The sequence below is a fragment of the Streptomyces sp. PKA51 genome (genome assembly GCF_057552455.1).
The window spans coordinates 1-26,899 of record NZ_BAAJPZ010000037.1 but is presented as its reverse complement, the minus strand read 5'-3'; the positions used below and the strand labels follow the sequence as shown (position 1 = coordinate 26,899).

The 26,899-nt window shown below is 72.5% G+C and carries 25 protein-coding genes; 19 read left to right on the top strand and 6 right to left on the bottom strand.

Annotated elements, in window-relative coordinates:
• The first annotated feature begins 197 nt into the window (after positions 1 to 197).
• Complete coding sequence (locus tag AC27L3_RS29005; protein ID WP_487237033.1) at positions 198 to 635, top strand: protein-tyrosine phosphatase family protein; 438 nt, start codon at positions 198 to 200, stop codon at positions 633 to 635.
• 6 nt (positions 636 to 641) lie between these two features.
• On the opposite strand, the gene AC27L3_RS29000 is transcribed toward AC27L3_RS29005, so the two are convergent.
• Positions 642 to 1,727, bottom strand: coding sequence for a type III polyketide synthase (locus AC27L3_RS29000; RefSeq protein ID WP_487237032.1), 1,086 nt, complete (start codon positions 1,725 to 1,727; stop codon positions 642 to 644).
• Positions 1,728 to 1,969: 242 nt separating this feature from the next.
• Here AC27L3_RS29000 and AC27L3_RS28995 point away from each other — a divergent pair, with 242 nt between their 5' ends.
• Positions 1,970 to 2,452: a hypothetical protein gene (locus AC27L3_RS28995; RefSeq protein WP_487237031.1), complete on the top strand. Its 483-nt coding sequence runs from the start codon at positions 1,970 to 1,972 to the stop codon at positions 2,450 to 2,452.
• Here the strand turns inward: AC27L3_RS28995 and AC27L3_RS28990 are convergent.
• A complete protein-coding gene (locus AC27L3_RS28990) occupies positions 2,424 to 2,978 on the bottom strand; it encodes a GNAT family N-acetyltransferase (RefSeq protein ID WP_487237030.1) in 555 nt (184 codons plus the stop codon). The two genes, AC27L3_RS28995 and AC27L3_RS28990, sit on opposite strands and share 29 nt — an antisense overlap.
• Positions 2,979 to 3,025: 47 nt before the next feature.
• Here AC27L3_RS28990 and AC27L3_RS28985 point away from each other — a divergent pair, with 47 nt between their 5' ends.
• Both AC27L3_RS28985 and AC27L3_RS28980 read left to right on the top strand, forming a co-directional pair.
• Positions 3,026 to 3,622: an HD domain-containing protein gene (locus tag AC27L3_RS28985; protein WP_487237029.1), complete on the top strand. Its 597-nt coding sequence runs from the start codon at positions 3,026 to 3,028 to the stop codon at positions 3,620 to 3,622.
• Between the two features lie 165 nt (positions 3,623 to 3,787).
• A complete protein-coding gene (locus AC27L3_RS28980; protein WP_487237028.1) occupies positions 3,788 to 4,204 on the top strand; it encodes a peptidase inhibitor family I36 protein in 417 nt (138 codons plus the stop codon).
• A 53-nt stretch (positions 4,205 to 4,257) separates the two neighbouring features.
• On the opposite strand, the gene AC27L3_RS28975 is transcribed toward AC27L3_RS28980, so the two are convergent.
• Entirely contained in the window at positions 4,258 to 5,121 is an 864-nt protein-coding gene (locus tag AC27L3_RS28975; RefSeq protein ID WP_487237027.1) for a LysR family transcriptional regulator, read from the bottom strand.
• A 69-nt stretch (positions 5,122 to 5,190) separates the two neighbouring features.
• Between AC27L3_RS28975 and AC27L3_RS28970 the strand changes: the two genes are divergently transcribed.
• The 11 genes from AC27L3_RS28970 to AC27L3_RS28920 all read left to right on the top strand — a co-directional run bounded on the left by AC27L3_RS28970 (position 5,191) and on the right by AC27L3_RS28920 (position 16,694).
• Positions 5,191 to 6,111, top strand: coding sequence for an EamA family transporter (locus AC27L3_RS28970; RefSeq protein ID WP_487237026.1), 921 nt, complete (start codon positions 5,191 to 5,193; stop codon positions 6,109 to 6,111).
• Between the two features lie 388 nt (positions 6,112 to 6,499).
• Positions 6,500 to 7,306 carry an MgtC/SapB family protein gene (locus tag AC27L3_RS28965; RefSeq protein WP_487237025.1) on the top strand — a complete coding sequence of 269 codons (807 nt, stop codon included), beginning with the start codon at positions 6,500 to 6,502 and terminating at the stop codon, positions 7,304 to 7,306.
• A 62-nt stretch (positions 7,307 to 7,368) separates the two neighbouring features.
• On the top strand, positions 7,369 to 7,995 hold the full coding sequence (locus tag AC27L3_RS28960; RefSeq protein WP_487237024.1) for a phosphoribosylanthranilate isomerase: 627 nt from the start codon (positions 7,369 to 7,371) through the stop codon (positions 7,993 to 7,995).
• 237 nt (positions 7,996 to 8,232) lie between these two features.
• Entirely contained in the window at positions 8,233 to 9,489 is a 1,257-nt protein-coding gene (locus AC27L3_RS28955; protein ID WP_487237023.1) for a hypothetical protein, read from the top strand.
• 69 nt (positions 9,490 to 9,558) lie between these two features.
• Positions 9,559 to 10,173 (top strand): pyridoxamine 5'-phosphate oxidase, encoded by a 615-nt coding sequence (pdxH, locus tag AC27L3_RS28950; RefSeq protein ID WP_487237022.1) that lies wholly within the window; start codon positions 9,559 to 9,561, stop codon positions 10,171 to 10,173.
• Between the two features lie 329 nt (positions 10,174 to 10,502).
• Positions 10,503 to 11,240, top strand: coding sequence for a B3/B4 domain-containing protein (locus tag AC27L3_RS28945; protein WP_487237021.1), 738 nt, complete (start codon positions 10,503 to 10,505; stop codon positions 11,238 to 11,240).
• Positions 11,237 to 11,941 (top strand): YggS family pyridoxal phosphate-dependent enzyme, encoded by a 705-nt coding sequence (locus AC27L3_RS28940; protein WP_487237020.1) that lies wholly within the window; start codon positions 11,237 to 11,239, stop codon positions 11,939 to 11,941. Before AC27L3_RS28945 ends, AC27L3_RS28940 begins: the two co-directional genes overlap by 4 nt.
• Positions 11,938 to 14,043, top strand: coding sequence for an oxidoreductase (locus AC27L3_RS28935; protein WP_487237019.1), 2,106 nt, complete (start codon positions 11,938 to 11,940; stop codon positions 14,041 to 14,043). Before AC27L3_RS28940 ends, AC27L3_RS28935 begins: the two co-directional genes overlap by 4 nt.
• Before the next feature lie 14 nt (positions 14,044 to 14,057).
• Positions 14,058 to 15,149, top strand: coding sequence for an anthranilate phosphoribosyltransferase (gene trpD, locus AC27L3_RS28930; RefSeq protein ID WP_487237018.1), 1,092 nt, complete (start codon positions 14,058 to 14,060; stop codon positions 15,147 to 15,149).
• Positions 15,150 to 15,190: 41 nt separating this feature from the next.
• Entirely contained in the window at positions 15,191 to 16,012 is an 822-nt protein-coding gene (trpC, locus tag AC27L3_RS28925) for an indole-3-glycerol phosphate synthase TrpC (protein ID WP_487237017.1), read from the top strand.
• A gap of 67 nt (positions 16,013 to 16,079) precedes the next feature.
• The gene (locus tag AC27L3_RS28920; RefSeq protein WP_344437121.1) at positions 16,080 to 16,694 is read left to right on the top strand and encodes a LysE family translocator; all 615 of its coding nucleotides are present in this window, start codon (positions 16,080 to 16,082) and stop codon (positions 16,692 to 16,694) included.
• A gap of 40 nt (positions 16,695 to 16,734) precedes the next feature.
• Here AC27L3_RS28920 and proP read toward each other — a convergent pair whose 3' ends face one another.
• Positions 16,735 to 18,231 (bottom strand): glycine betaine/L-proline transporter ProP, encoded by a 1,497-nt coding sequence (gene proP / locus AC27L3_RS28915; RefSeq protein ID WP_487237016.1) that lies wholly within the window; start codon positions 18,229 to 18,231, stop codon positions 16,735 to 16,737.
• A 589-nt stretch (positions 18,232 to 18,820) separates the two neighbouring features.
• Here proP and AC27L3_RS28910 point away from each other — a divergent pair.
• From AC27L3_RS28910 to AC27L3_RS28895, 4 genes are all read left to right on the top strand, one after another.
• A complete protein-coding gene (locus tag AC27L3_RS28910) occupies positions 18,821 to 19,039 on the top strand; it encodes a hypothetical protein (RefSeq protein ID WP_487237015.1) in 219 nt (72 codons plus the stop codon).
• 103 nt (positions 19,040 to 19,142) lie between these two features.
• Positions 19,143 to 19,943 carry a hypothetical protein gene (locus AC27L3_RS28905; protein WP_487237014.1) on the top strand — a complete coding sequence of 267 codons (801 nt, stop codon included), beginning with the start codon at positions 19,143 to 19,145 and terminating at the stop codon, positions 19,941 to 19,943.
• Entirely contained in the window at positions 19,940 to 22,159 is a 2,220-nt protein-coding gene (locus tag AC27L3_RS28900; protein ID WP_487237013.1) for an NHLP family bacteriocin export ABC transporter peptidase/permease/ATPase subunit, read from the top strand. Before AC27L3_RS28905 ends, AC27L3_RS28900 begins: the two co-directional genes overlap by 4 nt.
• Positions 22,156 to 24,930 (top strand): NHLP bacteriocin export ABC transporter permease/ATPase subunit, encoded by a 2,775-nt coding sequence (locus AC27L3_RS28895; RefSeq protein WP_487237012.1) that lies wholly within the window; start codon positions 22,156 to 22,158, stop codon positions 24,928 to 24,930. The genes AC27L3_RS28900 and AC27L3_RS28895 overlap by 4 nt, the downstream gene beginning before the upstream one ends.
• A 71-nt stretch (positions 24,931 to 25,001) precedes the next feature.
• On the opposite strand, the gene AC27L3_RS28890 is transcribed toward AC27L3_RS28895, so the two are convergent.
• A complete protein-coding gene (locus AC27L3_RS28890; RefSeq protein WP_487237011.1) occupies positions 25,002 to 25,238 on the bottom strand; it encodes a hypothetical protein in 237 nt (78 codons plus the stop codon).
• Positions 25,239 to 25,251: 13 nt separating this feature from the next.
• On the bottom strand, positions 25,252 to 26,899 hold a 1,648-nt coding region (locus tag AC27L3_RS28885), incomplete at its 5' end, for a Hint domain-containing protein (RefSeq protein ID WP_487237010.1).

Sequence of the window (26,899 nt, the reverse complement as noted above, 5' to 3'; positions counted from 1 at the left end):
CTATGGGGCGCCGTGGCTGGTGCAGTGCCCCGTCAGGGGCGCGGGGAACTGCGCGACAAGCCACGACGCACCCGCAGACGAGGGGCCGTGTCGCGCCCGCGCCGCGGCAGCCGCACATCGACACCGCCCCGCGCCCCTTACGGGGCGCTCCAATGATCCGCCGCCCAGGCCCTGGGGCGGCGCCCTAGGATCGGCGGATGACGACCGGCACCTGGCACCCCACCGGCCCCGGCGTGCTGCGCCTGCCCTCCGGCCGCCTGATCCGCGGCCGCGGCCTGCGCCGCCCCCTGCCCCCGGGCCCGCACCCCGACTACGCCGTTCACCTGCTCGGCAAGCAACCCCCCGCGACCGCCTGGGAGTCCTGCTGGCTGCGCTGGCCCGACTTCCGCCTGCCGAGCGACCCCGACCGGGCCCGCTCCGTCCTGCATGACGCCTGGATGCGCGCTGCCACCGAACGTGTGGAGATCGCCTGCGCCGGCGGCCGCGGCCGCACCGGCACCGCCCTGGCCTGCATCGCCGTCCTGGACGGCGTGCCCGCCGGCGAGGCGGTGGCGTACGTGCGTGCCCACTACGACCGCCACGCCGTCGAGACGCCCTGGCAGCGGCGCCACGGCGGACGCTTCGGCCGCGCCTGAGCCCGGTTACCAGCGCAGCAGCACCAGTTCGGTGGTGAAGCCCGGCCCCATGGCCACCAGCAGCCCCGCCGATCCCGGGGCGGGCGGGGCGGCCATGTGGCGGCGCAGGACGTCCAGTACGGAGGCGGAGGAGACGTTGCCGTGCTCGGCCAGGGAGGCGCGGGTGTGGACGAGCGCGGCGGGCGGCAGGCCCAGGGGGCGGGCCACGGCGTCGACGACCTTGGGCCCGCCCGGGTGGACGACCCATGCGGCGACGTCCTCCACGGTCAGGTGGTGGTCGGCGAGGAAGCGGTGGACCTCCTCGGGCAGGTGCTTCTCCGTGACCTCGGGCACCTCGGGGGAGAGGAAGACGGCGAGACCGTGCGTCCCCGCGCGCATCCCCATCAGGTGCCCCGTGCCGGGGTGCAGGCGGCTGCGCCCGGCCAGCAGCGCGGGGCCGTGCGCCGCGGCGCACGGGTGCCGTGCGCCGAGGACGACGACGGCCGCCGCGGCGTCACCGAAGAGGGCCGTGGCCACGAGGTTGGGCGGTGAGGTGTTCGCGCACTGGAAGTTCAGCGAGCACAGCTCGACCGACACCAGCACGGCCACCCGCTCGGGGTGGGCGCTCAGGTGGTCGTGCACCCGGGCCAGGCCGGCCGCCCCGCCGGCGCAGCCCAGCCCCAGCAGGGGCAGGCGCACGACGTCCGGCGGCAGCCCGGCGTCGCGGACGAGCCCGGCGTCGTAGGAGGGCACGGACACGCCCGTGGTGGTCGTGCTCACCAGCGCCCCGACCTCGTCCGGCCGCACGCCGGCCGCCGCCAGGGCCCGGGCCACGGCCTGGTGGCCGAGCCTCGCCGCGGTGGCGGCCCAGACCTCGTTGTACTCGGTGAACGTGCGGGGCCGGCGGTACGCGTCCAGCGGCAGCGACAAGTTGCGGTGGGCGATGCCGCAGCGCGCGGCGATCGCGCTGAACCGGCGCCGTACGTCGGCCTCTCCGGAGAGGAACGCCTCACCGAACACGGCGGCGATCTCCTGCTGCCGGTAGCGGTGGGGCGGTACGGCGAGCGCGACGGCGGCCACGCGCGGACCGGGGACGTGCACATCGACGGTCACGGATCCCCCTGTGGTCGTGCGCGGCTCACCTCGCCCTACGGTGCGGGGGCGCCGGGGCGTACGGGCAGGGCGCGATGTACGGGATGCGGCGCTGTGGGCCGGCAGTGCTCCCGAGGGGGCCGGGCGCATGGTGCAACGCGCGGCACGGCGGGGTAGCCAGGAGACTCAAGGGGAAACGGACGCGGGGGGAAGCAATGCCGGTCGGCAGGCGTGGTGTCGCAATGGTCCTGGGCTTTTTCGCGATGGTTGCCGCGACCGCCTTCGGGGTGCCGGCAGCGCACGCCCACGGGTCGTCGTTCGAGTGCACCGGCCAGGAGAACATCACCTACGGCGCTCTGAGCCTGTCCTCCGAGCCCACCCCGGTGTCCGTGGACGGGCTCTACCACTGCTCGGACGACTCCGGCTGGAAGGCCACGGCCCCGTACCACACCGAGGGCACCACGCCCGGCACGTGCCTGCTGTTCGCCTCCAACCAGTCGCGGGAGACCGTGCGGTACAGCGACGGGACCACGTCGGTCATCGCGTACAAGAACGGCACCTCCACCCGCGTGCTCGGCGTCAACCGTGCCACCCTCCACGGCGTCGTGGTCGCCGGCCGCGGCAAGGGCTCCACGGCGCGCAAGACGATCCAGACCCTTCCCGACGGCCTGCCCACCGACTGCGCCCTGGCCGGCGGCATCAAGCACAGCACCGGCTTCACGCACCTGAGCATCGAGGCAGAGTGAGTACCAGGGCGTCGAACTCCTCCCCGCCGTCCGCGAACCGGCACCGGCCCACGTTCACATAGCCCCACCCGCGGTACGCGGCCTGGGCCGCGCCCGCCGCCGGGTACGCATGAAGGGCGGCGCGCTCGACACCGGCACCGTCCAGGAGCGCCGCGTGCAACGCGGCCGCCGTACCGCACCGGCGCCACGGCGCGCGCACGGCGAGCTGCACGACCGCGAACGCACGCGCCCCCGTCTCCCGCGTGAACTCCGGCGGCAACGGCTCCAGCATGAACCCCCACCACGTCGCCTCCGCCGGCAACGGGAAGCCGAAGGCGAACCCCACGACCTCCGCCCCCTCCCGCGCCAGCACCAGCCGGAATCCGGGGCGCTGCGCGTGCTGCCGGAAGCGACCGGCGAACGCCTCGGCGTCCTGCGGGCCTTCGCCGTACGGCGGTTCGGCGTAGACCTCTTCGTAGGCGGGCAGGAAGGCGCCCAGCAGCCGCGCCGCCTGCGGGCCCTCGTGCCGTTCGTACGTCACTGTCACCGCGATGCCCCCCTCCAGGGCCGTGGCCGGTGGGCGACAATCGTGCCATGAGACTCGACGATCTTGTCCTGCCCGGCACCGGGGCCTCGGCAGCGGCCCTGGAGGTGGCGAGCGCGTACTGCTCGCCCGCCCTCCTGAACCATTCGATCCGCTCCTACCTGTGGGGCGCGGCCCACGCCACCGCCCACGACATCGCCTTCGACGCGGAGCTGCTGTACGTCGCCGCCCTGCTCCACGACCTCGGCCTGGTGCCGGAGTTCGACAGCCACACCGTGCCCTTCGAGGAGGCCGGCGGCCACGTCGCCTGGGTCTTCGCGGCCGCCGCCGGCTGGCCCGCGGACCGGCGCCGGCGCGTCAGCGACGTCGTCGTCCGGCACATGTGGAGCCGCGTCGACCTCGCCGACGACCCCGAGGGCCACCTGCTGGAGTACGCCACCTCCCTGGACATCTCGGGCCGCGGCGCCGACGCCCTCCCCGCGGCCCTGCGCACCGACGTCCTGGAGCGCTACCCGCGCCTGGGACTTCCGGACGAGTTCATCACCTGCTTCAAGGACCAGGCGGCCCGCAAACCGGGCAGCGCGGCGGCATCCGCGATCGCCGCGGGCATCACCGAACGCGCCACGACGAACCCCCTGGACGGCTGAGGTCCCTCCTCGGGCGCCCGCGTGACGGTGTCAACGAGGTGCTGCCGCCCGTCGCCCGCAGGACGGGATCCGACGCCCCGGGCGCAACCAGCAACCGTCTCATCGGTTAATCGCACGCATGAGACGGCCGGGGCACCGGCCCCGACGCACTTCAGGGAGTCAGCAATGCTGCAGCGCATCGCCACGTCCGCCCTCGGTCTCGCCCTCGCGGCGGCAGGCGCCCTCGCCCTCGCCGCCCCGGCGGGCGCCCACGACAGGGGACAGGCCGTCGCCCACGACGACTGCACGGCCGGCAACATCTGTTTCTGGTCCGAACCCGGCTTCCGCGGGCAGAAGACCGTCTACAAGTCCGCGCTCGTCGAATGCACCCGCATCATCAAGCCGTCCGCGGACGCGCCCGAACGCCTGATGACCGCCCGCTCCGTCAAGAACCGCACCGACCGGACCGTGGTCATCGGCTACAACGACCCGCTGTGCCTCGTCCCCACCGGCCTCACGGCCGCCCACACCCCCCTCCACCTGACGGCCCTGTCCGACAATGCCGACCTCGGCCAGGGCATCCGGTACATCCGCACCACCTGAGCGCGCCTCACGACGTCACGCCTCACGACGTCACGCCTCAAGAACGCTGCGCCTCAAGAACGCTGCGCCGCCATCTCGCGGACCATCCGGACGAGCGCCGGGATCGCCGGATGGGCCGGGACGCCGGCGCGCCAGGCCAGGAACAGGGGCACGGCAGGGGCGTCCGCCAGCGGGCGGTAGGCGATCGTCGGGTGGTCGTGCAGGCGGGGCGTCGCCGCCGTCGAGATGCCGACCGCCCGGCCCGCGGCAATGGCCGTCAGCCACTCGTCCGTGTTGGCCACCTCGATCGTGCGCGTGGGGCGCGCCCCGGCCGGCCACAGGTCCAGCGTCGTGGTGCCCGCCACCGTGTTCAGCGCGATCGGCCAGGCGACGAGATCCGCCAGCGTGAGGGTCTCGCGGCCGGCCGGCTCGCTGCCCGCGGGCACCACGGCGACCCGCTCCTCCTCCAGCAGCAGTTCCGTCACCAGCCCCGGCGCCGTCACCTCGCCCCGCAGCAGCGCCACGTCCACCGCGCCCCGGGTGAGCCCGGCCGTCCGGTCGTCGATGCGGCGCAGCTGCAGCGGTACGTCCGGGTGCTCCGCGTCCCAGCGGCGCAGCAGGGGAACCGTGTGCTCCCCGAAGGCGGCCCACGGGTGCCCCAGGCGCAACGGCAGCACCGGCAGCGCCCGCGGATCGAGAGCCGCGTCCACTGCGGCCAGCGCGGTGGTCGCCCGCTCCCGGAACGCCCGGCCCGCAGCCGTCAGCTCCAGGTGGTGCGTGGAACGGTCGATCAGACGCACGCCGAGATGGTCTTCGAGCTGGCGCAGCGTACGGGACAGGGCGGGCTGGCCGGTGTGCAGCCGGGCGGCGGCACGCGTGATCGTGCCCTCGTCGGCGATGGCGAGAAAGGCCCGTAGGTGGCGCAGCTCCATGGTCATGCCTGGCAAGCATAATGGCCGATGAACCGGCATTTCCCGGAGGAGCGGGCCGCTTCGTAGCGTGGAGCCATGACGCGAACGAAGTCCCCGGTGGCGGGCGAAGCACTCACCCGCATCCGCAGGACGCCCGGCGGCCCCGGCAGCCTCGGCGGCATCGCCCTGGTCCTGGCCGGCACGCTCTCGGTGCAGTTCGGCTCCGCCGTGGCCGCCCTCCTCCTCCCGCGCGCCGGCGCCCTCGGCGTGGTCGCGCTGCGGGTGAGTCTCGCGGCGGCCCTCCTGCTCGCCGTCTGCCGGCCCCGGCTGCGGGGCCACAGCCGCGGCGACCGGGCCGTCGTCGGCGCCCTCGGGCTGGCGCTCGGTGGCATGAACATCCTCTTCTACCAGGCGATCGACCGCATCCCGCTGGGACCGGCGGTCACGCTGGAGGTCCTCGGCCCGCTGGCTCTGTCCGTGGTCGCCGCACGCCGCGCGACCAGCCTGCTGTGGGCCGCACTCGCCCTCGTCGGCGTCTTCCTCCTCGGCCGGGACGGCCTCGACCGCACCGACCCGGCAGGCGCCGCCTTCGCCCTCGGCGCGGGTGCCCTGTGGGCGGCGTACATCGTCTTCACCTCGCGCGCGGGAGCGCGCTTTCCCCGCCTGGACGGACTGGCACTGGCGATGGCAGTGGCCGCGCTGATCAGCCTGCCGCCGGGGATCGGTGCGGCGGGCACGACGCTGCTGGAGCCGCACGTCCTGGGCCTGGGCCTGGCGGTGGCGCTGCTGTCCTCGGGCGTCCCGTACGCCCTGGAACTCCTGGCCCTGCGCCGCCTGTCCGCACCGACGTTCGCGGTCCTGATGAGCCTCGCCCCGGCGGTGGCGGCCCTGGCGGGCTTCCTGATCCTGAACCAGTCCCTGTCGCTGCCGCAGTGCGCGGCGATCGCCCTGGTGGTGACGGCGAGCGCGGGGGCGGTACGGACAGGACGGGCGGGACGGGTGGGGCGGCGCGGCTGAGGAGGCCCCCGTCGTTGACGTCGTGTACGGCGATCAGGTCGCCGCCCACGTCCATGCGTGCGGCCCCTGTGCCGCCGAGCACCGGCTGGTGCCGGTCGGCTCGTCGCCGCCTGTGGCATCCTGGGTGGCCGAAGATGCCGCGCGAGCGAGGAGGTGGTCGGGATGAGGAGTCGCAGTCCCGAGGGAAGTCCTCGCATCAGCCTTTCGGCCCACTGAGCCGCGTTGCGTTGTCGCGCGGGATTTCCTGTTCACTGAGTCCCTGATGGGCTTTTTCTTTCGGGCGATTTCTGCTGCCCGTCATTTTGCCGGGTACGGCTGCCGTTTTCGTTGAACGTGTCGTGCGGTCGTGCTGCCGAGGCGAGGAGACGACGAAGGAGGAGAGCGGACCATGGCCGTGATCAACGAGTGGCACATGGCGGCCAACATCGGCGCGGGCCTGGGCTTCGGCGCGTGCATCGGGCTGGAGCGCCAGTGGCGGGCGCGAATGGCGGGGCTGCGCACCAATGCCCTGGTGGCCGCCGGGTCCGCTCTCTTCGTCCTGCTGTCGACGTACGGTTTCTCGACGGCGACGAGCAGCGCGGGTTACGACGGCTCGCGCGTCGCGGCGCAGATCGTCTCCGGCATCGGTTTCCTCGGTGCCGGTGTCATCATGCGCGACGGGCTGAACGTGCGGGGCCTGAACACCGCTGCCACGCTGTGGTGCTCGGCCGCCGTCGGTGCCCTGGCCGGTACGGGGCTGTACGTGCTGGCGGGGTTGGGGACGGCCGGGGTGATCGCGGCGAACACCGCGCTGCGGCCGCTGGCGCGGGGTCTGGACCGGGGGAGCCGGGGTGGCGCGGAGGTGGTCACCGACTATCTCTTCGAGGTGGTGTGCACCGAGCCGGAGGAGGCCCATGTGCGCACTCTGGTGGTGCAGGCCGTGGCGCGGCCGGGGTTCCTGCTGCGGTCGGTGCACAGCAAGGACGCCGAGACGCCGGGGAAGGTGACGGTCTCGGCGGAGCTCAGCACCGAGCGGCGCGACGAGCGCATGCTGGAGGAGGCCGTCAGCAGGCTGTCGCTGGAGCCGGCGGTCTCGGCCGTCAGCTGGACGGTGCTGAGCGGCCCGGCGGACGACGACAACGGCGACGCGGACGAGGACTACGGCCGCGGTGGGCGCCCCCAGCGCAGGGTGCGCAACCTGTTCACCCGGGGGTGAGACATGGGGTACCTTCTCGGGGCCGAGGGACACAGCAGGACGCAGGGGGAGGAACGCCGCGCGTGGGATCGTCGCTGTTCATCAAGATCTGCGGGCTGAGCACCGCGCGGGACGTCGACACCGCCGTCGCGGCGGGCGCCGACGCGGTCGGTTTCGTCTTCGCCGACAGCCCCCGCCGGGTGGACGCGGCCACGGCCCGGTGCCTGGCCGAACGGGTGCCCGGCAACGTGCTGACGGTCGGGGTCTTCCGCGGGCAGTCCGTGGCCGAGGTGCGCGAGCTGACCCGTGCCGCGGGCCTGCGCTCGGTGCAGCTCCACGGCGACGAGGGGCCGGAGCACTACGAGGCGCTGCGGCCCGAGGGCTGGACCCTGATCCGCGCCACGTCCTTCCGTGGCGCCGCGCTGCGCTGCGGTGAGCTGGGGGAGGACCACCTGCTGCTGGACGCCCCGGCGCCGGGGGCGGGCCGGCCCTGGGACTGGGGGGACGAGGCGTTCGTCGCGCCCGAGGGCCCCTGGCTGCTGGCGGGCGGCCTCGCCCCCGGCAACGTCCGCGCGGCGGTGCGGTCCACCGGCTGCTGGGGCGTGGACGTCTCCAGCGGTGTGGAGGCGAGCCGCGGCGTCAAGGACCCCGTCCTCATCGAGGAGTTCATCGCCGCGGCGCGCTCCGCCGCCGTGCGTTCCGGGGAATAAACGGAATCAGACCGGCCGCCGCGCGGGCCACGGTGCCGGTGTATGCTTCGAACGCCGACGCGATGAGCGAACGTCATTTCGGTGACTGTGGCTCCGTCATCGGCTTCCTTGTGGATGGATTCCTTCCACTTCTCGTTCCCGCGCGTTTTATTCTTCACGCACCTCCCGTTTCTCTCCAGGCACCAAGGCACGTCGGCACACGGCAAGAGCTTCGGTAATCACGAGAGCGAGGGCGGCATGACCGCGAGCGACTGTAGACTGACCGGCTCCTGGGTCGGCAGGGCCGATCTTCGGCTGATAGCCGATCAGGTAGGGACGCCGGTCTTCATTTACAGCCAGGAACAGATCCTCAAGAACATAGCCCGCATCAAAGAGGCCGCCCAGGCCGCCGGGCTCGGCTCGCGCGTCGAGCTGTACGTACCGTTCTTCCCCAACTCCAATCCCCACGTCCTGAAGCCCTTCCAGGAGCTCGGCGTGGGGATTCTGCTGCAACTGCCCAGCGAATACCGGCTGTTACGACGCTTCGGCTTCGAGAAGTTCATCGTCTCGCCGGGCCACGTCTCCGACGAGGAGATCACCTTCTGGGACCGCGCCGGCCACCCCGTCTTCCTCTCCAGCCTCGACGAGGTCGCTCACTCCCTGCGCACCGGCGCCCCGACCATCAGCGTGCGCATCGACAGCCTCGACTCGGGCAAGCCCGGCGTGAAGTTCAGCCAGCTGGGCGAACTCTCCGCACTCCTCGCCGACCACGGGCGGGAACTGGAGTGCCTGGAGGTCTACTGCGGCAGCGGCAATTCGCTCGACGACATGGTCGGCATCATCGAAAACCTGTTCCGCATCCACACCACCCACTTCCCCACCGCGCGGTCCATCAACTTCGCCGGCGGGCACGGGTTCGTGTACGAGAAATGGGACGAGGAGGACAAGCACTTCGACTGGCGGCAGTACTTCGCGGCCCTGCGCGAGATCGCCGACCGGATGGGTGTCCCCGAGCACGTCACCTTCCTCTTCGAGCCCGCCCGCGACGTCCTCGCCGACACCGGTGCGCTGCTGCTGAGCGTCGAGCGCAACGTCATCACCCACTCCGTCGGCAGCCTCGTCGTCACCGACGGCTCCCGCATGCTCATGCCCTCCGCCCAGCTGCGCGACCGCCGCCACAACGTGGTCTTCCTCGACGCCGACATGAAGGAGATCCCGCCGGGCGACGGCACCAAGAGCGTCGAGGCGATGCTGCGCGGCCGCAGCATCCTGCGCCACGACTACATCCTGCCCGGCGAGTACACCGTGCCCGAGGGCGTGGGGGCCGGCGGCCACCTGCTCATCCTCGACGTCGGCGCCTACTGCGCCACCCAGCACATGGAGTTCCTCAACATCCCGCCGGCCGCCGAAGTGCTCATCGACACCGCCGGAACGCCGCACCTGATCACCGCCCGGGGCGACGACCTCGACAAGTGGCGACACCTGCTGCACGAGAAGCAGCCCGTCGGGCGCTAGCACCACAGCCGGCACCCGACCGTGCCCCCAGCGTCCGGACGATTTCGACCCACGGCGAGGAGCGGGCCCGTGCCCACCGACGACCGAGCACTGCCTTCATCCGACAGCGACCCCTTCGAGCTCTTCGGCACCTGGCTCACCGACGCGGAGGCCGCCGAGCCCAACGACCCCAACGCCGTGGCCATCGCCACCGCGGGCCCCGACGGCCTGCCCGACGTGCGCATGGTGCTGCTCAAGGGATACGACACCGACGGATTCGTCTTCTACACCAACACCCTGTCGCAGAAGGGCACCGAGCTCGCCGCCAACATGCAGGCGGCCGGCGTCCTGCACTGGAAGTCCCTGCGCCGGCAGGTGCGCTTCCGCGGGCCCGTGGAGCGCGTCACGGACGGCGAGGCCGACGCCTACTTCGCCTCCCGCCCCCGCGACAGCCGCATCGGCGCCTGGGCCAGCCGGCAGTCCCGCCCGCTGTCCGGCCGCGCCGAGCTGGAGGAGGCCGTGGCCCGCGAGACCGCCCGCTTCGCCGCAGGCGAGGTGCCGCGCCCGCCGCACTGGACCGGCTACCGGGTCAGGCCCGTCTATCTGGAGTTCTGGACGGACAGGCCCTTCCGGCTGCACGACCGCCTGGTGTTCACCCGGGACAAGCCGGAGGGCGACTGGGACAGGGGCCGGCTCTACCCCTAGGGCGCCCCGTCCGCCGGCTCTTCGTCGAGGGGCACCACGGCGCCCCGAAGGGGCGCGGGGCGTTGTCGATCTGCGGCTGCCGCCGCGTGGGCGCGATCGGCCACCGACAGCCCGCAGCCGATCGCGCCACCCCGAGGCCCGGGCGAAGCACGGCACCCTGCCTGCCGGCGCGCCGTGGCCGATCGCGCAGTTCCCCGCGCCCCCGGCAGGGGGCACCATGGTGCCGCGCGACGAAGATTCACCGGACAGGCCCTGGCGGCGGCCCCGCGCCCAGCGGCCCGTACCACCGCACCATCCCGTACCCGGCCCACACTTCAGGGACAGCACGCATGTACTTCACGCACACCGATGCCGTCTGGGAGGCCCACCCGGGCCTGCGCGCCGCCGTGATCGCCGTCGACGGCGTCCTCGGCATCACCGCCACCCGCGCCTACCAGGACAAGCTCCTGCCGCGCATCGAGGAACGCCTCGCCGCCGGCGGCGAATCCGCCATGCCGGAGATCTCCGCCTGGCGCGAGGCGTTCTCCGCCATGGGCCTGAAGCCCACCCAGTACCGCTGCGCCTCCGAGGCCCTGCTGCGCCGCTACCGCAAGGAGCGCTCGCTGCCGGCCTTCCACCCGCTCGTCGACTACCTCAACACCGTCTCCATGGCCTTCGCCGTGCCCGTCGCCGTCTTCGACTGCGACCGCGTCGCCGAGGGCATCACCGTCCGCCCCGCCGAGGGCACCGAGGAGTACACCACCTTCCAGGGCGGGAGCGAGCACCCCGCGCCCGGCGAGATCGTCTTCACCGACGCCGCGGGGTACGCCCACTCCCGGCGCTGGACGTTCCGGCAGAGCGCCCGCTCGGTGGTCGGCCCGCACACCGAGCGCGCCCTGATCGTCGCCGAGGCCCTGCACCCGAGCGCCGAGGCCGACCTGACCGCCCTCCAGCAGGAGATCACCGCCGTCCTGGGCGAGTGCCGCGTACGCGTCGGCGCCACCAGGCTCGTGCGGCCGACCGAGCGCCGGCTGGAGTTCTTCTCCCCCTCCGCCGACGAGGAACCCCCCAGCGAGGAGAGGCCGTGACCACTATCGAGGAGACCCCGCGCACCGATCCCGCGGCCGGCCTCGCGGCCGTGCGGCAGGCCGTGGACCGTGCGTGCGCCCGCGCCGGGCGGGAGAGGTCATCGGTCACCCTCGTGGCCGCCTCCAAGACCGTGCCGCCCGACGTCCTGGCGCGCACGGTCGACGCCGGGCACCTGGTGTACGGCGAGAACCGCGTCCAGGAGGCCCGCGCGAAGTGGCCGCCCCTGCGCGAGCGATGTCCGCAGCTCGAACTGCACCTGATCGGGCCCCTGCAGAGCAACAAGGCCCGGGAGGCGGTGGCCCTGTTCGACGTCGTCCACTCCCTGGACCGCGCGAGCCTGTGCCAGGCCCTCGCCCGCGCATGCGCCGGCCAGGGCCGCATGCCCCGATTCTTCGTCCAGGTCAACACCGGTGCCGAGCCGCAGAAGGCCGGTGTCCTGCCCGACGCCGCGGACGCCTTCGTCGCCGCCTGCAAGGAGACCTACGGCCTCGACGTACGCGGCCTGATGTGCATCCCGCCGGCCGGTGAGCCGCCGGAGCCGCACTTCGCCCTGCTCGCCGACATCGCCGAGCGCAACGGGCTGACGTGGCTGTCGATGGGCATGAGCAACGACTACGCCAGTGCCGTCGAGCACGGGGCCACCCATGTGCGCGTGGGCAGTGCGATATTCGGTGCGCGGCCGCCGTGGACGGCCGCATGAGCAGGCCCGCACGCTACGACATCCTCTTCGAGCCGGTGCGCATCGGCCCGGTCACCGCGAAGAACCGCTTCTTCCAGGTGCCGCACTGCAACGGCATGGGCCGGGCCTTCCCCAGCGCCATGGCCGCCATGCGCGAGGTGAAGGCCGAGGGCGGCTGGGGGGTGGTCGTCACCGAGCAGTGCGACGTCCACCACTCCGGCAACCACCTGCGCGAACTGCGCCTGTGGGACGAGCAGGACATCCCCCATCTCGCCCGGGCCGCCGAGGCGATCCACCGCCACGGCGCCCTGGCCGGCATCGAGCTCGCGCACAACGGCTTCCACGTCGCCAACCTCGAAAGCCGCACCGTCCCCATCGCGCCCAGCCTCCGGCCCACCCGCGGGATCGCCCCCGTCACCGCCCGGGCCATGGACAAGGACGACATCCGCGCCGCCCGCCGCTGGCACCGCACCGCCGCCCTCAACGCCCGGCGCGCCGGCTTCGACATCATCTACGTCTACGCCGGCCACGACATGTCGCTGCCCGTCCACTTCCTCTCCCGCCGCCACAACCACCGCACCGACGAGTACGGCGGCAGCCTGGCCAACCGCGTCCGCTTCCTGCGCGAGCTCGTCGAGGACGCCAAGGAGGCCGTCGGCGACACCTGCGCCGTCGCCCTGCGCTTCGGCGTCGACGAGCTGATGGGCCCGCGCGGCATCGGCGCCGAGGACGAGGGGCGCGAGGTCGTCGAGATGCTCGCCGAGCTGCCCGACCTGTGGGACGTCAACCTCAGCAACTTCGACAACGACGGGCAGACCTCCCGCTTCGCCGCCGAGGGCTTCCAGGCCGCGTACGTGAAGTTCGTCAAGAGCGTCACCACCAAGCCCGTGGTCGGCGTCGGACGCTTCACCTCGCCCGACACCATGGCCGCCATGGTGCACGGCGGCACCCTCGACCTCATCGGCGCCGCCCGGCCCTCCATCGCCGACCCCTTCCTCCCCCGCAAGATCGAGGAAGGCCGCTTCGAGGACCTGCGCGAGTGCATCGGCTGCAACATCTGCGTGGCCGGGGACAAGGCGGGGGTGCCCATGCGCTGCACCCAGAACCCCACCATGGGCGAGGAGTGGCGGCGCGGCTGGCATCCCGAGTACATCCCGCCCAAGGACACCGACGACACCGTCCTCGTCGTCGGCGCGGGCCCCGCGGGCCTGGAGGCGGCCCGTGCCCTGGGCCAGCGCGGGTACGAGGTGCTGCTGGCCGACCGCGCCCGTGAACTCGGCGGCCGGGTCACCCTGGAGAGCCGGCTGCCCGGCCTGGGGGAGTGGGCCCGGGTGCGCGACTGGCGCCTGACCCAGCTGCGCCGGATGCGCCATGTGCAGCTCGCGCCGGACAACGAGATCACCGCGGACATGGTGCTCGGCGCCGGCTTCTCGCTCGTCGCCGTGGCCACCGGGGCCGCCTGGCGCGCCGACGGCATGGGCCGCGTCCACAGCGAGCCGCTGCCGGGCCTGGCCGCCGTGCCCGTCCTGACCCCGGACGACATCATGGCCGGGCGCCTGCCCACCGGCCGGGTCGTGGTGTTCGACGACGACCACTACTACATGGGCGGGGTTCTCGCCGAGCGGCTGGCCGCGCACGGCTGCGAGGTCACCTTCGTCACCCCCGAGCCGCTGGTGTCGGCCTTCACCCAGTTCACGGCCGAACACAAGCGCGTGCAGCGGCGGGTGATGGAGGTGTGCGCCGCCGTCCTGCCGACCACGGCCCTCGTCCGCCTGCAGCCGGAGGCCGCCGTGCTCGCCTGCACCTACACCGGCCGCGAGCGGACCGTCGCCGCGGACGCCGTCGTCCTGGTCACCGGCATGGTGCCGCGCGACGAGCTCTACCGGGACCTGCGCGCCCACGGGGAGCAGGCGCTGGCGGCCGCGGGCATCCGCCGCGTCGTACGGGTCGGCGACTGCCTGGGGCCGGGCATCATCGCGGCCGCCGTGCACAGCGGTCACCTCTTCGCCCGCACCCTCGACACCGCCCTGACCGACGAGACACCCTACCGGCGCGAGAACGTCGAGCTCCGCCCGGAGCGGCCCCTGCCCCTGCTCGGCGCCGACCCGCGGGCCACGCGCTGAAGGAGACGAAGCCCATGACCGGAGCTCCCGCATCGACCGACCCCGAATCGACCAACCACGCATCCACCGGCCCCGCATCGACCGACGTCGCGTTCGCCGACTTCAAGGACGTGGTCCGCACCGTGGCGACCGGGGCGGCGCTCACCCGCCGGCAGGCCGCGCACGCCTTCGAGATGATGATGGCCGGCCGGGCCACCCCCTCCCAGATGGGCGCGCTGCTGATGGCCATGCGGCTGCGCGGCGAGACCGTCGAGGAGATCACGGGCGCCGTCACGGCCATGCGCGCGCGGATGCTCGCCGTCGCCGCCCCGCCCGGCGCGATGGACCTGCTCGGCACCGGCGGCGACGCCTCCGGCTCGTACAACATCACCACCTGCGCCGCCTTCGTCGTCGCCGGCGCCGGCGTGCCCGTCGCCAAGCAGGGCAACCGGGCGCTGTCCTCGCGCAGCGGCGCCGCCGACGTCCTGGCCGCCCTCGGCGTACGGATCCAGCTGCCGCCCGCCGCCATCGAACGCTGCCTGGCCGAGGCCGGCATCGGCTTCATGTTCGCCCCCGACCACCACCCGGCCTCCCGCCATGTGCACCCCACCCGCATCGAGCTCGCCACGCGCACCGTCTTCAACCTGATGGGCCCGCTGACCAATCCGGCCGGGGTGCGCCGGCAGGTCGTCGGCGTCTTCGCCCGCGAGTGGACCGAGCCGCTGGCCCGGGTGCTCGGGGAACTCGGCTCGGAGCGGGCCCTGGTCGTCCACGGCTCCGACGGCCTGGACGAGATCACCACCGCCGGTCCCACCACGATCGCCTCGCTCGAGAACGGCACGGTCTCGACCTTCGAGGTCGCCCCGGAGGACGTGGGCCTGCCCCGCGTGGCCCCCGAGCGGCTGAGGGGCGGCGACGCGGCGGCCAACGCCGCGGCGCTGCGGGCCGTGCTGCGCGGCGAGCCGGGGCCGTACCGGGACGTGGCGCTGTTCAACGCGGCCGCGGGGCTCGTGGTGGCCGGCCGGGCCGCGGACCTCAAGGAGGGCGTGGCACTGGCCGCGCAGTCCGTGGACTCCGGCGAGGCCCACCGCCGCCTGGACCTCCTGGTGGCCGCCTCGAACGCCTGACCTGCCCTGCCCTGCAGCAACCGTCCTGCGAGGAGCCTGCCTTGTCCGACTTCCTGCCCCGCATAGAGGCCTACAAGCGCGAGGAGATCGCGGCGGCCAAGCGCGAGCGCCCGCCGGCGCTCCTCGCCCGCGAGGCCGCCGCGGCCCCGCCGCCGCGCGGCTTCCTCGCCGCGATCGAGACCCGCACGGCGGGCGGCGCGTACGCCGTGCTCGCCGAGATCAAGAAGTCCAGCCCCTCCAAGGGCCTCATCCGCGCCGACTTCGACCCGCCCGCCATCGCTCGCGCCTACGAGGCCGGCGGCGCCACCTGCCTGTCGGTGCTCACCGACGCCCGCTCGTTCGAGGGCGCCCCCGGGCACCTGACGGCGGCCCGCGAGGCGACCGCCCTGCCGGTGCTGCGCAAGGACTTCCTCTACGACCCGTACCAGGTCCTGCAGGCCCGGGCCTGGGGCGCCGACGCCGTACTGATCATCATGGCCGCGGTCGACGACGCCACCGCCAAGGACCTGGAGGACACCGCCCTCGGCCTCGGCATGGACGTGCTCGTCGAGGTCCACGACGAGCGGGAGCTGGAGCGCGCGCTGCGCCTGCGCTCCCGCCTGCTCGGCATCAACAACCGCGACCACCACACTTTCGAGACGACGCTGGCCACCAGCGAGCGCCTGGCGCCGCGGGTGCCGGCCGAGCGCGTCGTCGTCGGGGAGAGCGGCCTGACCGGCCCGGCCGACCTCGCCCGGCTCGCCCGGGTGGGCATCACCGCCTTCCTCGTCGGCGAGTCGCTCATGCGGAAACCGGACATCGAGGCGGCCACCCGTGCGATTCTGACGCGGGAAACGCCCGAGCGCGACGCGGCGATCGAGTAAAACGTCTTTCGTACGGTGTCCTTTCCGTACGATCCGATCCCGCCTCCGTCGCTAAGGAGCACCGCCCGTGGGCATCGAATTCCTGGTCACCTCGTTAATCGTGACCGTCTCGCCCGGCACCGGCGTCCTGTACACCCTCGCCACCGGGCTCTCGCGCGGCTTCCGGCCGAGCATCGTGGCCGCCTTCGGGTGCACCCTGGGAATCGTCCCCCACATGGCCGCCACCATCATGGGCCTGGCGGCGCTCATGCACACCAGCGCGCTGGCCTTCCAGACCTTCAAGTACCTCGGCGTCGCCTACCTGTTGTACGTCGCGTGGAACACCTGGCGCGACCGCGGCACCCTGAGCGTCGACGAGCAGCAGGGCGAGCCGCCCTCGGCCGCCCGGGTGACCCTGACCGGCATCCTGCTCAACATCCTCAACCCCAAGCTGACCATCTTCTTCCTGGCCTTCCTGCCGCAGTTCGTCAGCACCGACGAGGCCGACCCGGTGCCGCGCATGCTGGAGCTGAGCGCCGTCTTCATGCTGATGACGTTCGTGGTCTTCGTCGGCTACGGCCTGCTGGCCGCCTCCGTCCGCGACCACGTCATCTCCCGGCCCCACGTGATGATGTGGATGCGCCGCACCTTCGCCGGCGCCTTCGTGGCGCTGGGCGCCAAGCTGGCGTTCACCAACGTCTGAGGCGCCGGCGGCGGGCCGTCGGCCCGCCGCCGACCCGCCGTCAGGACTCCTCGTCGTGCCGGTGCCCGGGGTGGCGCAGGTGCATCCACATGTCCCGGGCCCGGCGGCCCGCCTCGGTGCGGCTGCGGGCGACCAGCCGCCGCGCCTGCTCCGGCGTCTCGACCATCGGGCCGGAGCCGCGCAGCGGCTTGCCCGCCGTCTCGTGCAGGAAGAACGCCGAGAAGAAGCCGACGACGCCCGCGCCCATCAGGTAGTAGGCCGGGATCATCTCGTTGTGCGTGCTCTCCAGCAGCGCCGAGACGACCAGCGGCGTGGTGCCGCCGAACAGCGAGACGGAGATGTTGTACGACACCGACAGCGCCCCGTAGCGCATCCGGGTGGGGAAGAGCGCCGGCAGCGTCGCCGCCGAGGTGCCGGCGAAGACCACCAGCAGCAGCCCGAGGACGAAGCAGCCGAGCGCCGGCAGCAGCACGCCGCCGGCCCGGATCAGCAGCACCGCCGGGATGGCCAGGGCGACCAGCGCGGCGCTGCCCGCCATGAACAGCGGGCGGCGCCCCCAGGTGTCCGAGCGCCGGCCGACGGTGGTGATGGTCAGCGCCACCAGGATCATCGTGGCCAGGACGAGCAGCTGTGCGGTGGTGGGGTCCTGACGGAGCGTCTCGGTCATGAACGTCGGCAGATAGGACGTCACCACGTAGTTGGTGACGTTGTAGACCACCACCAGGCCCATGCAGATGAGCACCGCGTGCCAGTGCCCGGTGAAGATCTCCTTCAGCCTGCCGTGCCCGGACTGCCGGGCCTGCTCGGCGCTGGCGACCTCGGCCTCGTTCTCGGCGGCCTCCGCGCGGAAGGCGGGCGTCTCCTCCAGGCGCATGCGCATGTAGAGCCCGATCAGTCCGAGCGGGCCCGCCACCAGGAAGGGCAGCCGCCAGCCCCAGTCGGTCATGCCGTCGGTGCCCAGGGCCGCGGTGAGCAGGGTCACCAGGCCCGAGCCGAGGGCGTAGCCGATGAAGGTGCCGAAGTCGAGCCAGCTGCCGAGGAAGCCGCGCCGCTTGTCCGGGGCGTACTCGGCGATGTACGTGGTGGCGCCCGCGTACTCGCCGCCGGTGGAGAAGCCCTGCACCAGGCGGCACAGGAGCAGCAGTACGGGGGCGGCGAAGCCGACCGTGGCGTACGCGGGCAGCAGACCGACCGCGAAGGTGCTGACCGCCATCATGATCATGGTGGCCGCGAGCACCCGCTGCCGCCCGATGCGGTCGCCCAGGGGGCCGAAGACCAGGCCGCCGAGCGGGCGCACCACGAAGGCCGCGGCGAAGGTGGCGAAGGCGGAGACGACCTGGGCGCCGGGGGACGTGGCGGGGAAGAACACCTTGCCGAGGGTGGCCGCCATGTAGGCGTACACGCCGAAGTCGAACCACTCCATCATGTTCCCGAGCGCCGCGGCCGAGACGGCGCGGTGGACCTCGGGGCGGTCGGTGACGGTGACGTCCTCGATGGTCAGCGACTGCTTGCCGCGCCGCAGCACGGTTCTGAGCATCCGGTCGGTGGCCGAAGTGCCGCCGCGCTGCGGGGTGCGCCCGGGCGCGGGTTGCCGCTTCGGGAATCTTCTGCGATCGGCGCTCAAATCCTTCACCTGCTGTGGTCGGGGCCGGGACGCGGTGGCTCCTGCCCGGCCGGGCGCGGCCCACACGTGCGATGCCCGTGGTGGACCGGTCACGCATCGTCACTTCAATGAATCTTCACATGGCGTGAGCCGTGTGTCCGTCACCACACGGCCGACCCGCGAAATGCCGGGTTTGCCGCACGCGCTTGATGATCGTGTGTCCGGATGTGTTCCCCGAGCGGGACGGGCGGCCCGGATCTGTTACTCGATCGTGTGGAGAAGTTGTGATGATCCAGTAAAGGAACAGGAAAGTGCGTCATTTGGATGGCCCGTGCACGGTGCGCCGCAAGGCAACACGGTTGGAACTGCCACCCGTTCACGTGCTTACATCTGCGCACCGCAGCGGCTCTTCGAACGGTGGTCGATCCGACCGGGCCGCTGCTGGAATGGCCGGCCTTTGGCCGCGCCTGCCCGATTCCTGCCCGAATTCCCCCGGGAAAACACGAAAGAAGGGTGCGCACTCATGCGTGACAACCTCGAGACCCGCGAGATCGCCGACGCCGAGCTGGACGCCGTGGCCGGTGGCGTCGGTATCTCCGGCGGCCTCCTCGGCGCCGTGACCGGCGACGTCGACACCGTCCTGGGCACCGTGACCGGCCTGCACACCGTCCAGGCCGCCACCGCCCTGCCCGGCCAGGTCGAGGGCATCGCCGGCGTCCACGTCGGTATTGCCGGCCTCTGAGCGACGGCTTGCGCATGAACCCCGGAACCCTCCCCGTTCCGGGGTTCATTGCCGTTCCGTTCTTTTTGCCGCCGCATCACGAATGCAGTTGAAGGACCCATCCGTGCAGTTCCGCCAAAAGGCGCTTTCCAAGCTGCAATCGCCCGAAGAACTCGATTTGCCCGTGCGTTTCGCCCGGCCGCAGGGCCGGCTCGTGCTCGCCGTCACCCTCGCCGTCCTGGCCGCCGGCTGCTGCTGGGCGCTCACCGGTACGGTTCCGGCCACACTCGGCGCGAGCGGTGTCCTGACCCACGCCGAGGGCAGCTACCTGCTGCAGAGCCCCTACGCCGGACAGGTCACCGCCGTCCTCGCCCGCGAGGGCCAGCAGCTGGCCCCGGGCGCGCCCCTGCTGACCGTCACCACCGACCGGGGCGAGAAGACGGTGCGCGCCGTGGCCGCCGGCCGGGTGACGACCCTGCGCACCCGGATCGGATCGGTCCTGGCCACCGGCGCGGACGTGGCGACCGTGGAGAAGGTGACGGACCCGGCCGAGGCACCGGTGGCCGTCCTGTACCTGCCGGGCCCGGACAGCGCCGGCATCGCCGCGGGCGCCCCCGTCGACCTCACCGTCCCCACCGCGGCCGCGCAGTACGGCGTCCTGCGCGGCCACGTCGCCCAGGTCGGCCGCACCCCCCTGACGCCCGAACAGATCACCGGCTTCCTCGGCGACACCCGCCTGGCCGCACAGTTCGCCCGCCAGGGCGACCCCGTCGCGGTCGTCGTGCGCCTCGACCGGGCGGCCACCCCCTCCGGCTACCGCTGGTCCCGCGCCGGCGGACCCCCCGAGGTCCCGCGCACCACCACCGCCGTCACCGCCGCCGTCCACCTCGCCGACCGCCGGCCCGTCGACTGGCTCCTGCCATGAGCACCACCGCGCACCGCGCCCGCCGCCGCGCCCGCCCCGCCGGCCGCCCGCCCCGGGCCGTACGGACCCCCACCGTGCTGCAGATGGAGGCCGTCGAGTGCGGCGCCGCCGCGCTGGCCATGGTCCTCGCCCACCACGGCCGCCACGTGCCCCTGGAGGAACTGCGCATCGCCTGCGGCGTCTCCCGCGACGGCTCGCGTGCCAGCAACCTCCTCAAGGCGGCCCGCAGCCACGGCCTGCAGGCCAAGGGCATGCAGATGGACCTGGCCGCCCTCGCCGAGGTCCGCCCGCCGGCCGTGCTGTTCTGGGAGTTCAACCACTACGTCGTCTACGACGGCACGGCCCGCCGCCCCGGCCGCCGCGGCGTGTACGTCAACGACCCCGCGAGCGGCCGCCGGTACGTGCCCATGGAGGAGTTCGACACCAGTTTCACCGGCGTCGTCCTCACCTTCGAGCCCGGCCCCGGCTTCCGCCGCTCCGGCCGCCGCCCCGGCCCCGCCGCCTCCCTGCGCGGCAGGCTGCGCGGCTTGTCGGGCACGATGGTCGCCGCCGTGCTCGCCAGCCTGCTGCTGGTGGTCACCGGTGCCGCGGTGCCCGCGCTCAGCCGCACCTACATCGACGAGTTCCTCATCGGCGGGCGGACCTCCTCCCTCGGCGTGCTGCTCACGGCAATGGCGATCACCCTGGTGCTCACCGCGACCCTCACCGCCCTGCAACAGGCCAACCTGCTGCGCGGGCGCATCATCTCCTCCACCCTCGGCAGCGCCCGTTTCCTGCGCCACCTGCTCCGGCTCCCGGTCGCCTTCTTCGCCCAGCGCAACCCCGCCGACCTCGTCCAGCGCCTGCGCTCCAACGACGCGGTCGCCGAGACCCTCGCCCGGGACCTGGCCGCCGCCGCGGTGGACGCCGTGGTCGTCGCCCTGTACGCGGTGCTGCTGTGGACGTACGACGCGCAACTGACCGTCCTCGGCGTCCTGATCGCCCTGCTCAACGTCGTCGCCCTGCGCATCACCGTGCGCGTACGGGCCACCGGCGCCCAGAAGCTGCGCGCCGAGAACGCCCGGCTCACCAACCTCTCCTACAGCGGCCTGCAGCTCATCGAGACCATGAAGGCCACCGGCGCGGAGGACGGATTCTTCCGCCGCTGGGCCGGCCGGCACGCGGTCACCCTCGACGTCCAGCAGCGCGTCGGCGTGCCCGCCGCCCGGCTCGCCGTCACCGCGCCCGCGCTGGCCGCGATCGACAGCGCGCTGATCCTGGCGACCGGCGGCGTCCGCGCCGTCGAGGGCCATCTGTCCATCGGTCTGCTCGTCGCCTTCCAGGCCCTGATCACCGGCTTCACCGCACCCCTGACCCGCCTCAACGGCGTGGCCGGCCGCATCCAGGACTTCGCCGCCGACGTCGCCCGCCTGAAGGACGTCGAGGACTTCCCCGCCGACCCCCTGCACACCCGCCCCGCACCCGCCGGCGCCACCCGCCGCCTCGCGGGCCACGTCGAGATGGACGGCATCACCTTCGGCCACAGCCCCCTGGACGCGCCCCTGCTCAAGGACTTCCACCTCACCGTCGGCCCCGGACAGCAGGTCGCGCTCGTCGGCGGCTCCGGCAGCGGCAAGTCCACCGTCTCCCGCCTGCTGTCCGGCCTGCACGCCCCCTGGGAGGGCACCATCCGCATCGACGGCATGCGCCTGGAGGACATCCCGCGCGGCGCGCTGGCCGCCTCCGTCTCCTTCGTCGACCAGGACGTCTTCCTCTTCGAGGGCACCGTCCGCGACAACGTCGCCCTGTGGGACCCCTCCGTCACCGACGAGGCCGTGGTGGCGGCGCTGCAGGACGCCGCCGTGTACGACGTCATCGCCCGCCGGTCCGGCGGCATCCGCAGCCGCGTCGAGCAGGACGGCCGCAACTTCTCCGGCGGCCAGCGCCAGCGCCTGGAGATCGCCCGCGCCCTGGTGCGCCGCCCCAGCGTCCTGGTCCTGGACGAGGTCACCAGCGCCCTGGACGCGGTCACCGAACGGCTCGTCATCGACAACCTGCGCCGCCGCGGCTGCGCCTGCGTCGTCATCGCCCACCGCCTGAGCACCGTCCGCGACAGCGACGAGATCGTCGTCCTCGAACGGGGCACCGTCGTCGAACGCGGCCGGCACGAGGACCTGCTGGCGGCACAGGGCGCGTACGCCCGGCTGATCGGCGGGCAAGGAGCACTGACGGCATGACGACCGGGACGACCACCTGGCACCACGACACCGTGGCCGCGGCCTTCGGCGCCCTCGGCACCCCCGTCGACTGCACCGGCCTGCGCAGCCTCGCCCTGGAGGGCCCGCACGTCCTGTGGCTCGTCGCGGCCGGCGAGATGGACCTCTTCGCCGTGGACGCGCAGGCGGCCGGCCCCTGGCACCACCTCGGCCGCCTGGCGCCCGGCTCCCTGCTGCTGGGCCCCGCCCCCGGCCCGCGGCACACCCTCGTCGGGCGCCCCGGCCGCGGCTGCGTCCTGCGCCGCATCGAACTGCGCGAACTGCAGTGGACAGAGCACGACGCCTGGTCCTGGTACGGCACCGGCGAACCCGGCCCCCTCGAACAGTCCTTCGCGCTCGGCGCGGGCCGCGGCCTGCGCGTGCTGTGCCAGACCCCCGACGACGTCCTCGGCATGCACGTCCCCGCGGGCAGCGTCCGCTACGGCGCGGCGTACGAGGGGTACGCGGACGGCACGCTCCTGGTCGACCCCGCCCTGTGGCAGGGCATGGTCGAACAGCAGCACCGGCTGCTGTACGCCGTCGACCGCTGGATCGAGGAGGCCGAACGGGCCCACGAGGACCGGGCGGCGGCCGGCATCGCGGCCGGCGAGGCCGCCCGCGCCGGCGCCGACCGCACCCTGCTGGCCTCGATCGGCGGGACCGGCCGCCGGTCCCGCCGCACCGCCGCCGGCACCGACGCGACGTACGCCGCCTGCCGCCTGGTGGCCGAGGCGGCCGGCATCGCCCTGCGGGAGCCGACCGGTTCGCCGGGCGATGCCGCCCGCCACGACCCCGTCGCCCGCATCGCCCTCGCCTCCCGCATCCGCACCCGCACCGTGCGCCTGGCCGGCGCCTGGTGGCAGGAGGACACCGGCCCCCTCGTCGGCCACCGGGAGGACGACGCGGCCCCCGTCGCCCTGCTGTGGCGCCGCGGCAGCTACGAGGCCGTCGACCCGGCGACCGGCGGCCGCGAGCGCATCGGCCGGCACAACCACGACCACTACGCACCGCGCGCCGTCATGTTCTACCGGCCCCTGCCCGACGGCCGCATCACCCTGCGCACCCTGCTGCGCTTCGGCCTGCGCGGCAGCTCCCGCGAACTGCGCGCCGTCGCGCTCGGCGTCCTGCTCGCCGTCCTCCTCGGCGCCCTCGTCCCCGTCGCGACGGGCCGGGTGCTCGGTGTGTACGTCCCGCGCGCCGAGACCGGCCTCATCGTGCAGACCGGCCTGGCCCTGGTGGCCGCCGCCGTCGTCTCGGCGGCCTTCATGCTCCTGCAGAACATCGGCGTCCTGCGCCTGGAGGGCCGCGTCGAGGCCGCGCTGCAACCGGCCGTGTGGGACAGGCTCCTCCGACTGCCCACCGCCTTCTTCGCCGGCCGCTCGACGGGCGAACTGGCGGGCGCGGCCATGGGCGTGAGCGCCATCCGCCGCACCGTCTCCGGCATCGCCCCCGTGCTCCTGCAGGCCGGCACGGTGGGCGCCGTGAACTTCGTACTGCTGCTCGTCTACAGCGTGCCGCTCGCCCTGGTGGCCCTCGCGATGCTGCTGGCCATCGCCGCCGTCTTCCTCGGGCTGGGCTGGTGGCAGCTGCGCTACCAGCGCCGGCTGGTCGCCCTGGGCCACAAGCTCGACAACCAGGCCTTCCAGACCCTGCGCGGCCTGCCCAAACTGCGCGTCGCGGCGGCCGAGAGCTTCGCGTACGCGGCGTGGGCCAAGGAATTCGCCCGCACCAGGGAACTGCAGCAGCGCATCGGCCGCCTGAAGAACACCGTCACCGTGCTCAACGCGGTGTGCCTGCCGGTGTGCACGCTCGTCCTCTTCGTCCTGCTCGCGGGCCCCGCCCGCGGAAGCCTCACGGCAGGCGACTTCCTCACCTTCAGCACGTCGGTGACGATGCTGCTGACCTCGGTCACGCAGCTGACGGGCGCCCTGCTCTCGGCGGCGGCCGTACAGCCGATGTACGAACAGCTGCGCCCCCTCCTCGAGGCCCGCCCCGAAACCCGCTCCGGCGACGCCCCACCGGGCGAACTGACCGGCGCCCTGGAGGCCCGCGACCTCACCTTCCGCTACACCGACGAGGGCCCGCTCGTCCTCGACGGCGTCTCCCTGAGCATCCGCCCCGGGGAGTTCGTGGCGATCGTCGGCGCGAGCGGCTGCGGCAAGTCGACCCTGCTGCGCCTGCTCATCGGCCTCGACACCCCCGTCTCCGGCACCGTCCTGTACGACGGCCAGGACCTGGCCGCCCTCGACCGCTCCGCGGTGCGCCGGCAGTGCGGCGTCGTCCTGCAGAACGCCCAGCCCTTCGCGGGCTCGATCCTGGAATGCATCGGCGGCGCCGAGACGTACACCCCCGAGGAGGCATGGGAGGCCCTGGCCCTGGCGGGCCTGGCGGAGGACGTCAAGGCCATGCCCATGGGCCTGCACACCATGCTCTCGGAAGGCGGCGGCACCGTCTCCGGCGGCCAGCGCCAGCGCCTGATGATCGCCCAGGCCCTCGTCCGCAAGCCCCGCCTGCTCTTCCTGGACGAGGCCACCAGCGCCCTCGACAACGACGCCCAGCGCATCGTCATCGAATCGACGCGCGCCCTGCGGGCCACGCGCATCGTCGTCGCCCACCGCCTGTCGACGGTCATGGACGCCGACCGGGTGCTGGTGATGTCGGAGGGCCGGGTCGTCCAGGAGGGTACGCCGGGTGAGCTGCTGGCGGATGCGGGCGGGCTCTTCCACGAGCTGGTGCGGCGGCAGATGGGGTGAAGGATGGAAAAGAGTTACGGCGGGCACTCGTGAGAGTGCCCGCCGTAGGGTAATAAATCGCTGACCGCTAGCTAGTCGTCGAGCTTGGACTTGGCAAGCGCGATGGCCCAGTCAACGAAGTCGTCGCTCAGTTCCTCGAAGCGATCGACATAGTATTTCCCATTGGCATCGGTGTAGACATGCAGCAACTCACCCTTGCCTCCGGGGGTCATATCCCAAAACTCCACGACCCATCCGTCGCTGCCCTCCTTGCCGTCACTCAGAACGGCAACCTCGATCAGGGAACCCTTGTAATCATGGAATCCCATGATTCGCATCACCTCACTCGCGGAACGAATGCAACATCCATTCGCCCTTGCCGCCTTGCTGTCTGAACTGGATTCCCCCCCGCGGGGCGTGAAACTCGACGATATTGTCGCCGTTCTTGTTGGTGAACGACTGCTTCGCCACCCTCGGGTCGTTCATGATATCCTCAACCATTTTCTGCCCGAGTTCGCTCCACCCTTGACCGTTCTTCTTGCCGTCCGGCTCAGGCCATGCGTCGGGACTCCCGTTCGCCCGCCTTTCCAGATTCTCCTTGCGGTTGGCATGCTTCTGCAGTTCTCGTCCCGCGCGCGTGAAACCGTTCTTGTCCGGCTTTTCTCCCAAGGTTATCAGGAGGGCCTTGCCCGTCGGGCAGTTGAAGTTGTGGACGAGTACCGGCGTTTGCCCTGCCAGCACGTAATAGGTGTGGATGTCTTTCACGGTCAGGTTGAAGACCTGACGAACCTCGGTCCACGCGCGGATGCTGACGACGGCCTTCGTCTCGCCGCTGGGTGTGCGGAGTCGGTCGCCCGCCTTGAGGTCCTTGGCGTCCAGCCACCGAGCAGGGTTGTCGACCCAGAAGGGGTGCCCATCGGTGGCGGTAATGGTGTCGATGGCCTCCCCGGCGTCGCCGTCGGTGTCGACAGTGATCTCGACCAGGTGCTTCTGACCTTGGCCCACGATCACATCGGTGACCGCCCGGGCCTCGGTCTTCCCGCTCTCAGGGTCTGTAGCGAGGACATGCTGCCCGACCTTGACGTCCTTGATCGGCTTTTGCTCGCCGTTCGACATCAGAACCGGAGTTTCCGGTGTGAAGCTGTTTCCGGTTTCTTCCACAATGCACGACGTCGGAATCTTCCGGAACCGGTCGATGAGGTCCCTGCCGCGACTGATCAGCTTCTTCGCTGTATCGGTCTCCTTGAGCATGGTGCCGATGCCAGAAAGACGCTTGATTGCCTTGGCGATCTCAGGGAACTTCTCGATGGCTCTGAGAGCCTTGCCCCACGGAAGATTGTTCACCAACGCCCAGAAGCACGCTTCGACATTCCCGTCGCTGACGCACTTCTTGATGTTGTCGACGTCGAAGTACTCCTTGAGGACTTCGCCGCCGATCTCCAGCAGAAGGTCTTCGATGTCCTTATTTGCAAGCTGGCGAGCCTTCTCGAAATCCTCGGGGGACATGCCGCCGTCTTCGAGTGCCTCCTCATCTTCCGAGGTCAGCTTGTTGCCGCCAGATTTTCCGGCCTTGGCGGCCTCTTCGCGTTCTTTGCGCTTCCGCTCGCGCTCGTCTGCCTCTGCCTTCTTGGCAGCCTCGTCCGCCTGCTTGGCGTACTCGAGGGCGTGGTTGGCGGCCTCCTTCGCCGACTTGGCGTGGTTCTCGGCGGATTCGGCGAGCTTGCCGGCAGCGTCGGCGTCGGCCCTGGCCTGCTTCGCAGCGCCCTGTGCGACGCTGGCGTCGTTCTCGGCACGGTCAGCGGCACTGCTGGCGGCTGCGGCGTGGCTCTCGGCCTCGGCTGCGGCACCGCGAGCGCGGGCAGCTTCGGCTTCGGCGTCGTTGGCGGCTTGGCGGGCGGCTGCTGCGTCGGCGTAGGCCTGGTTGGCGGCCTGCCGGGCGAGCTTGGCGTCCTCCTGTGCCTGGGCGTCGGCCTGGTTGGCGCGGGCCGCG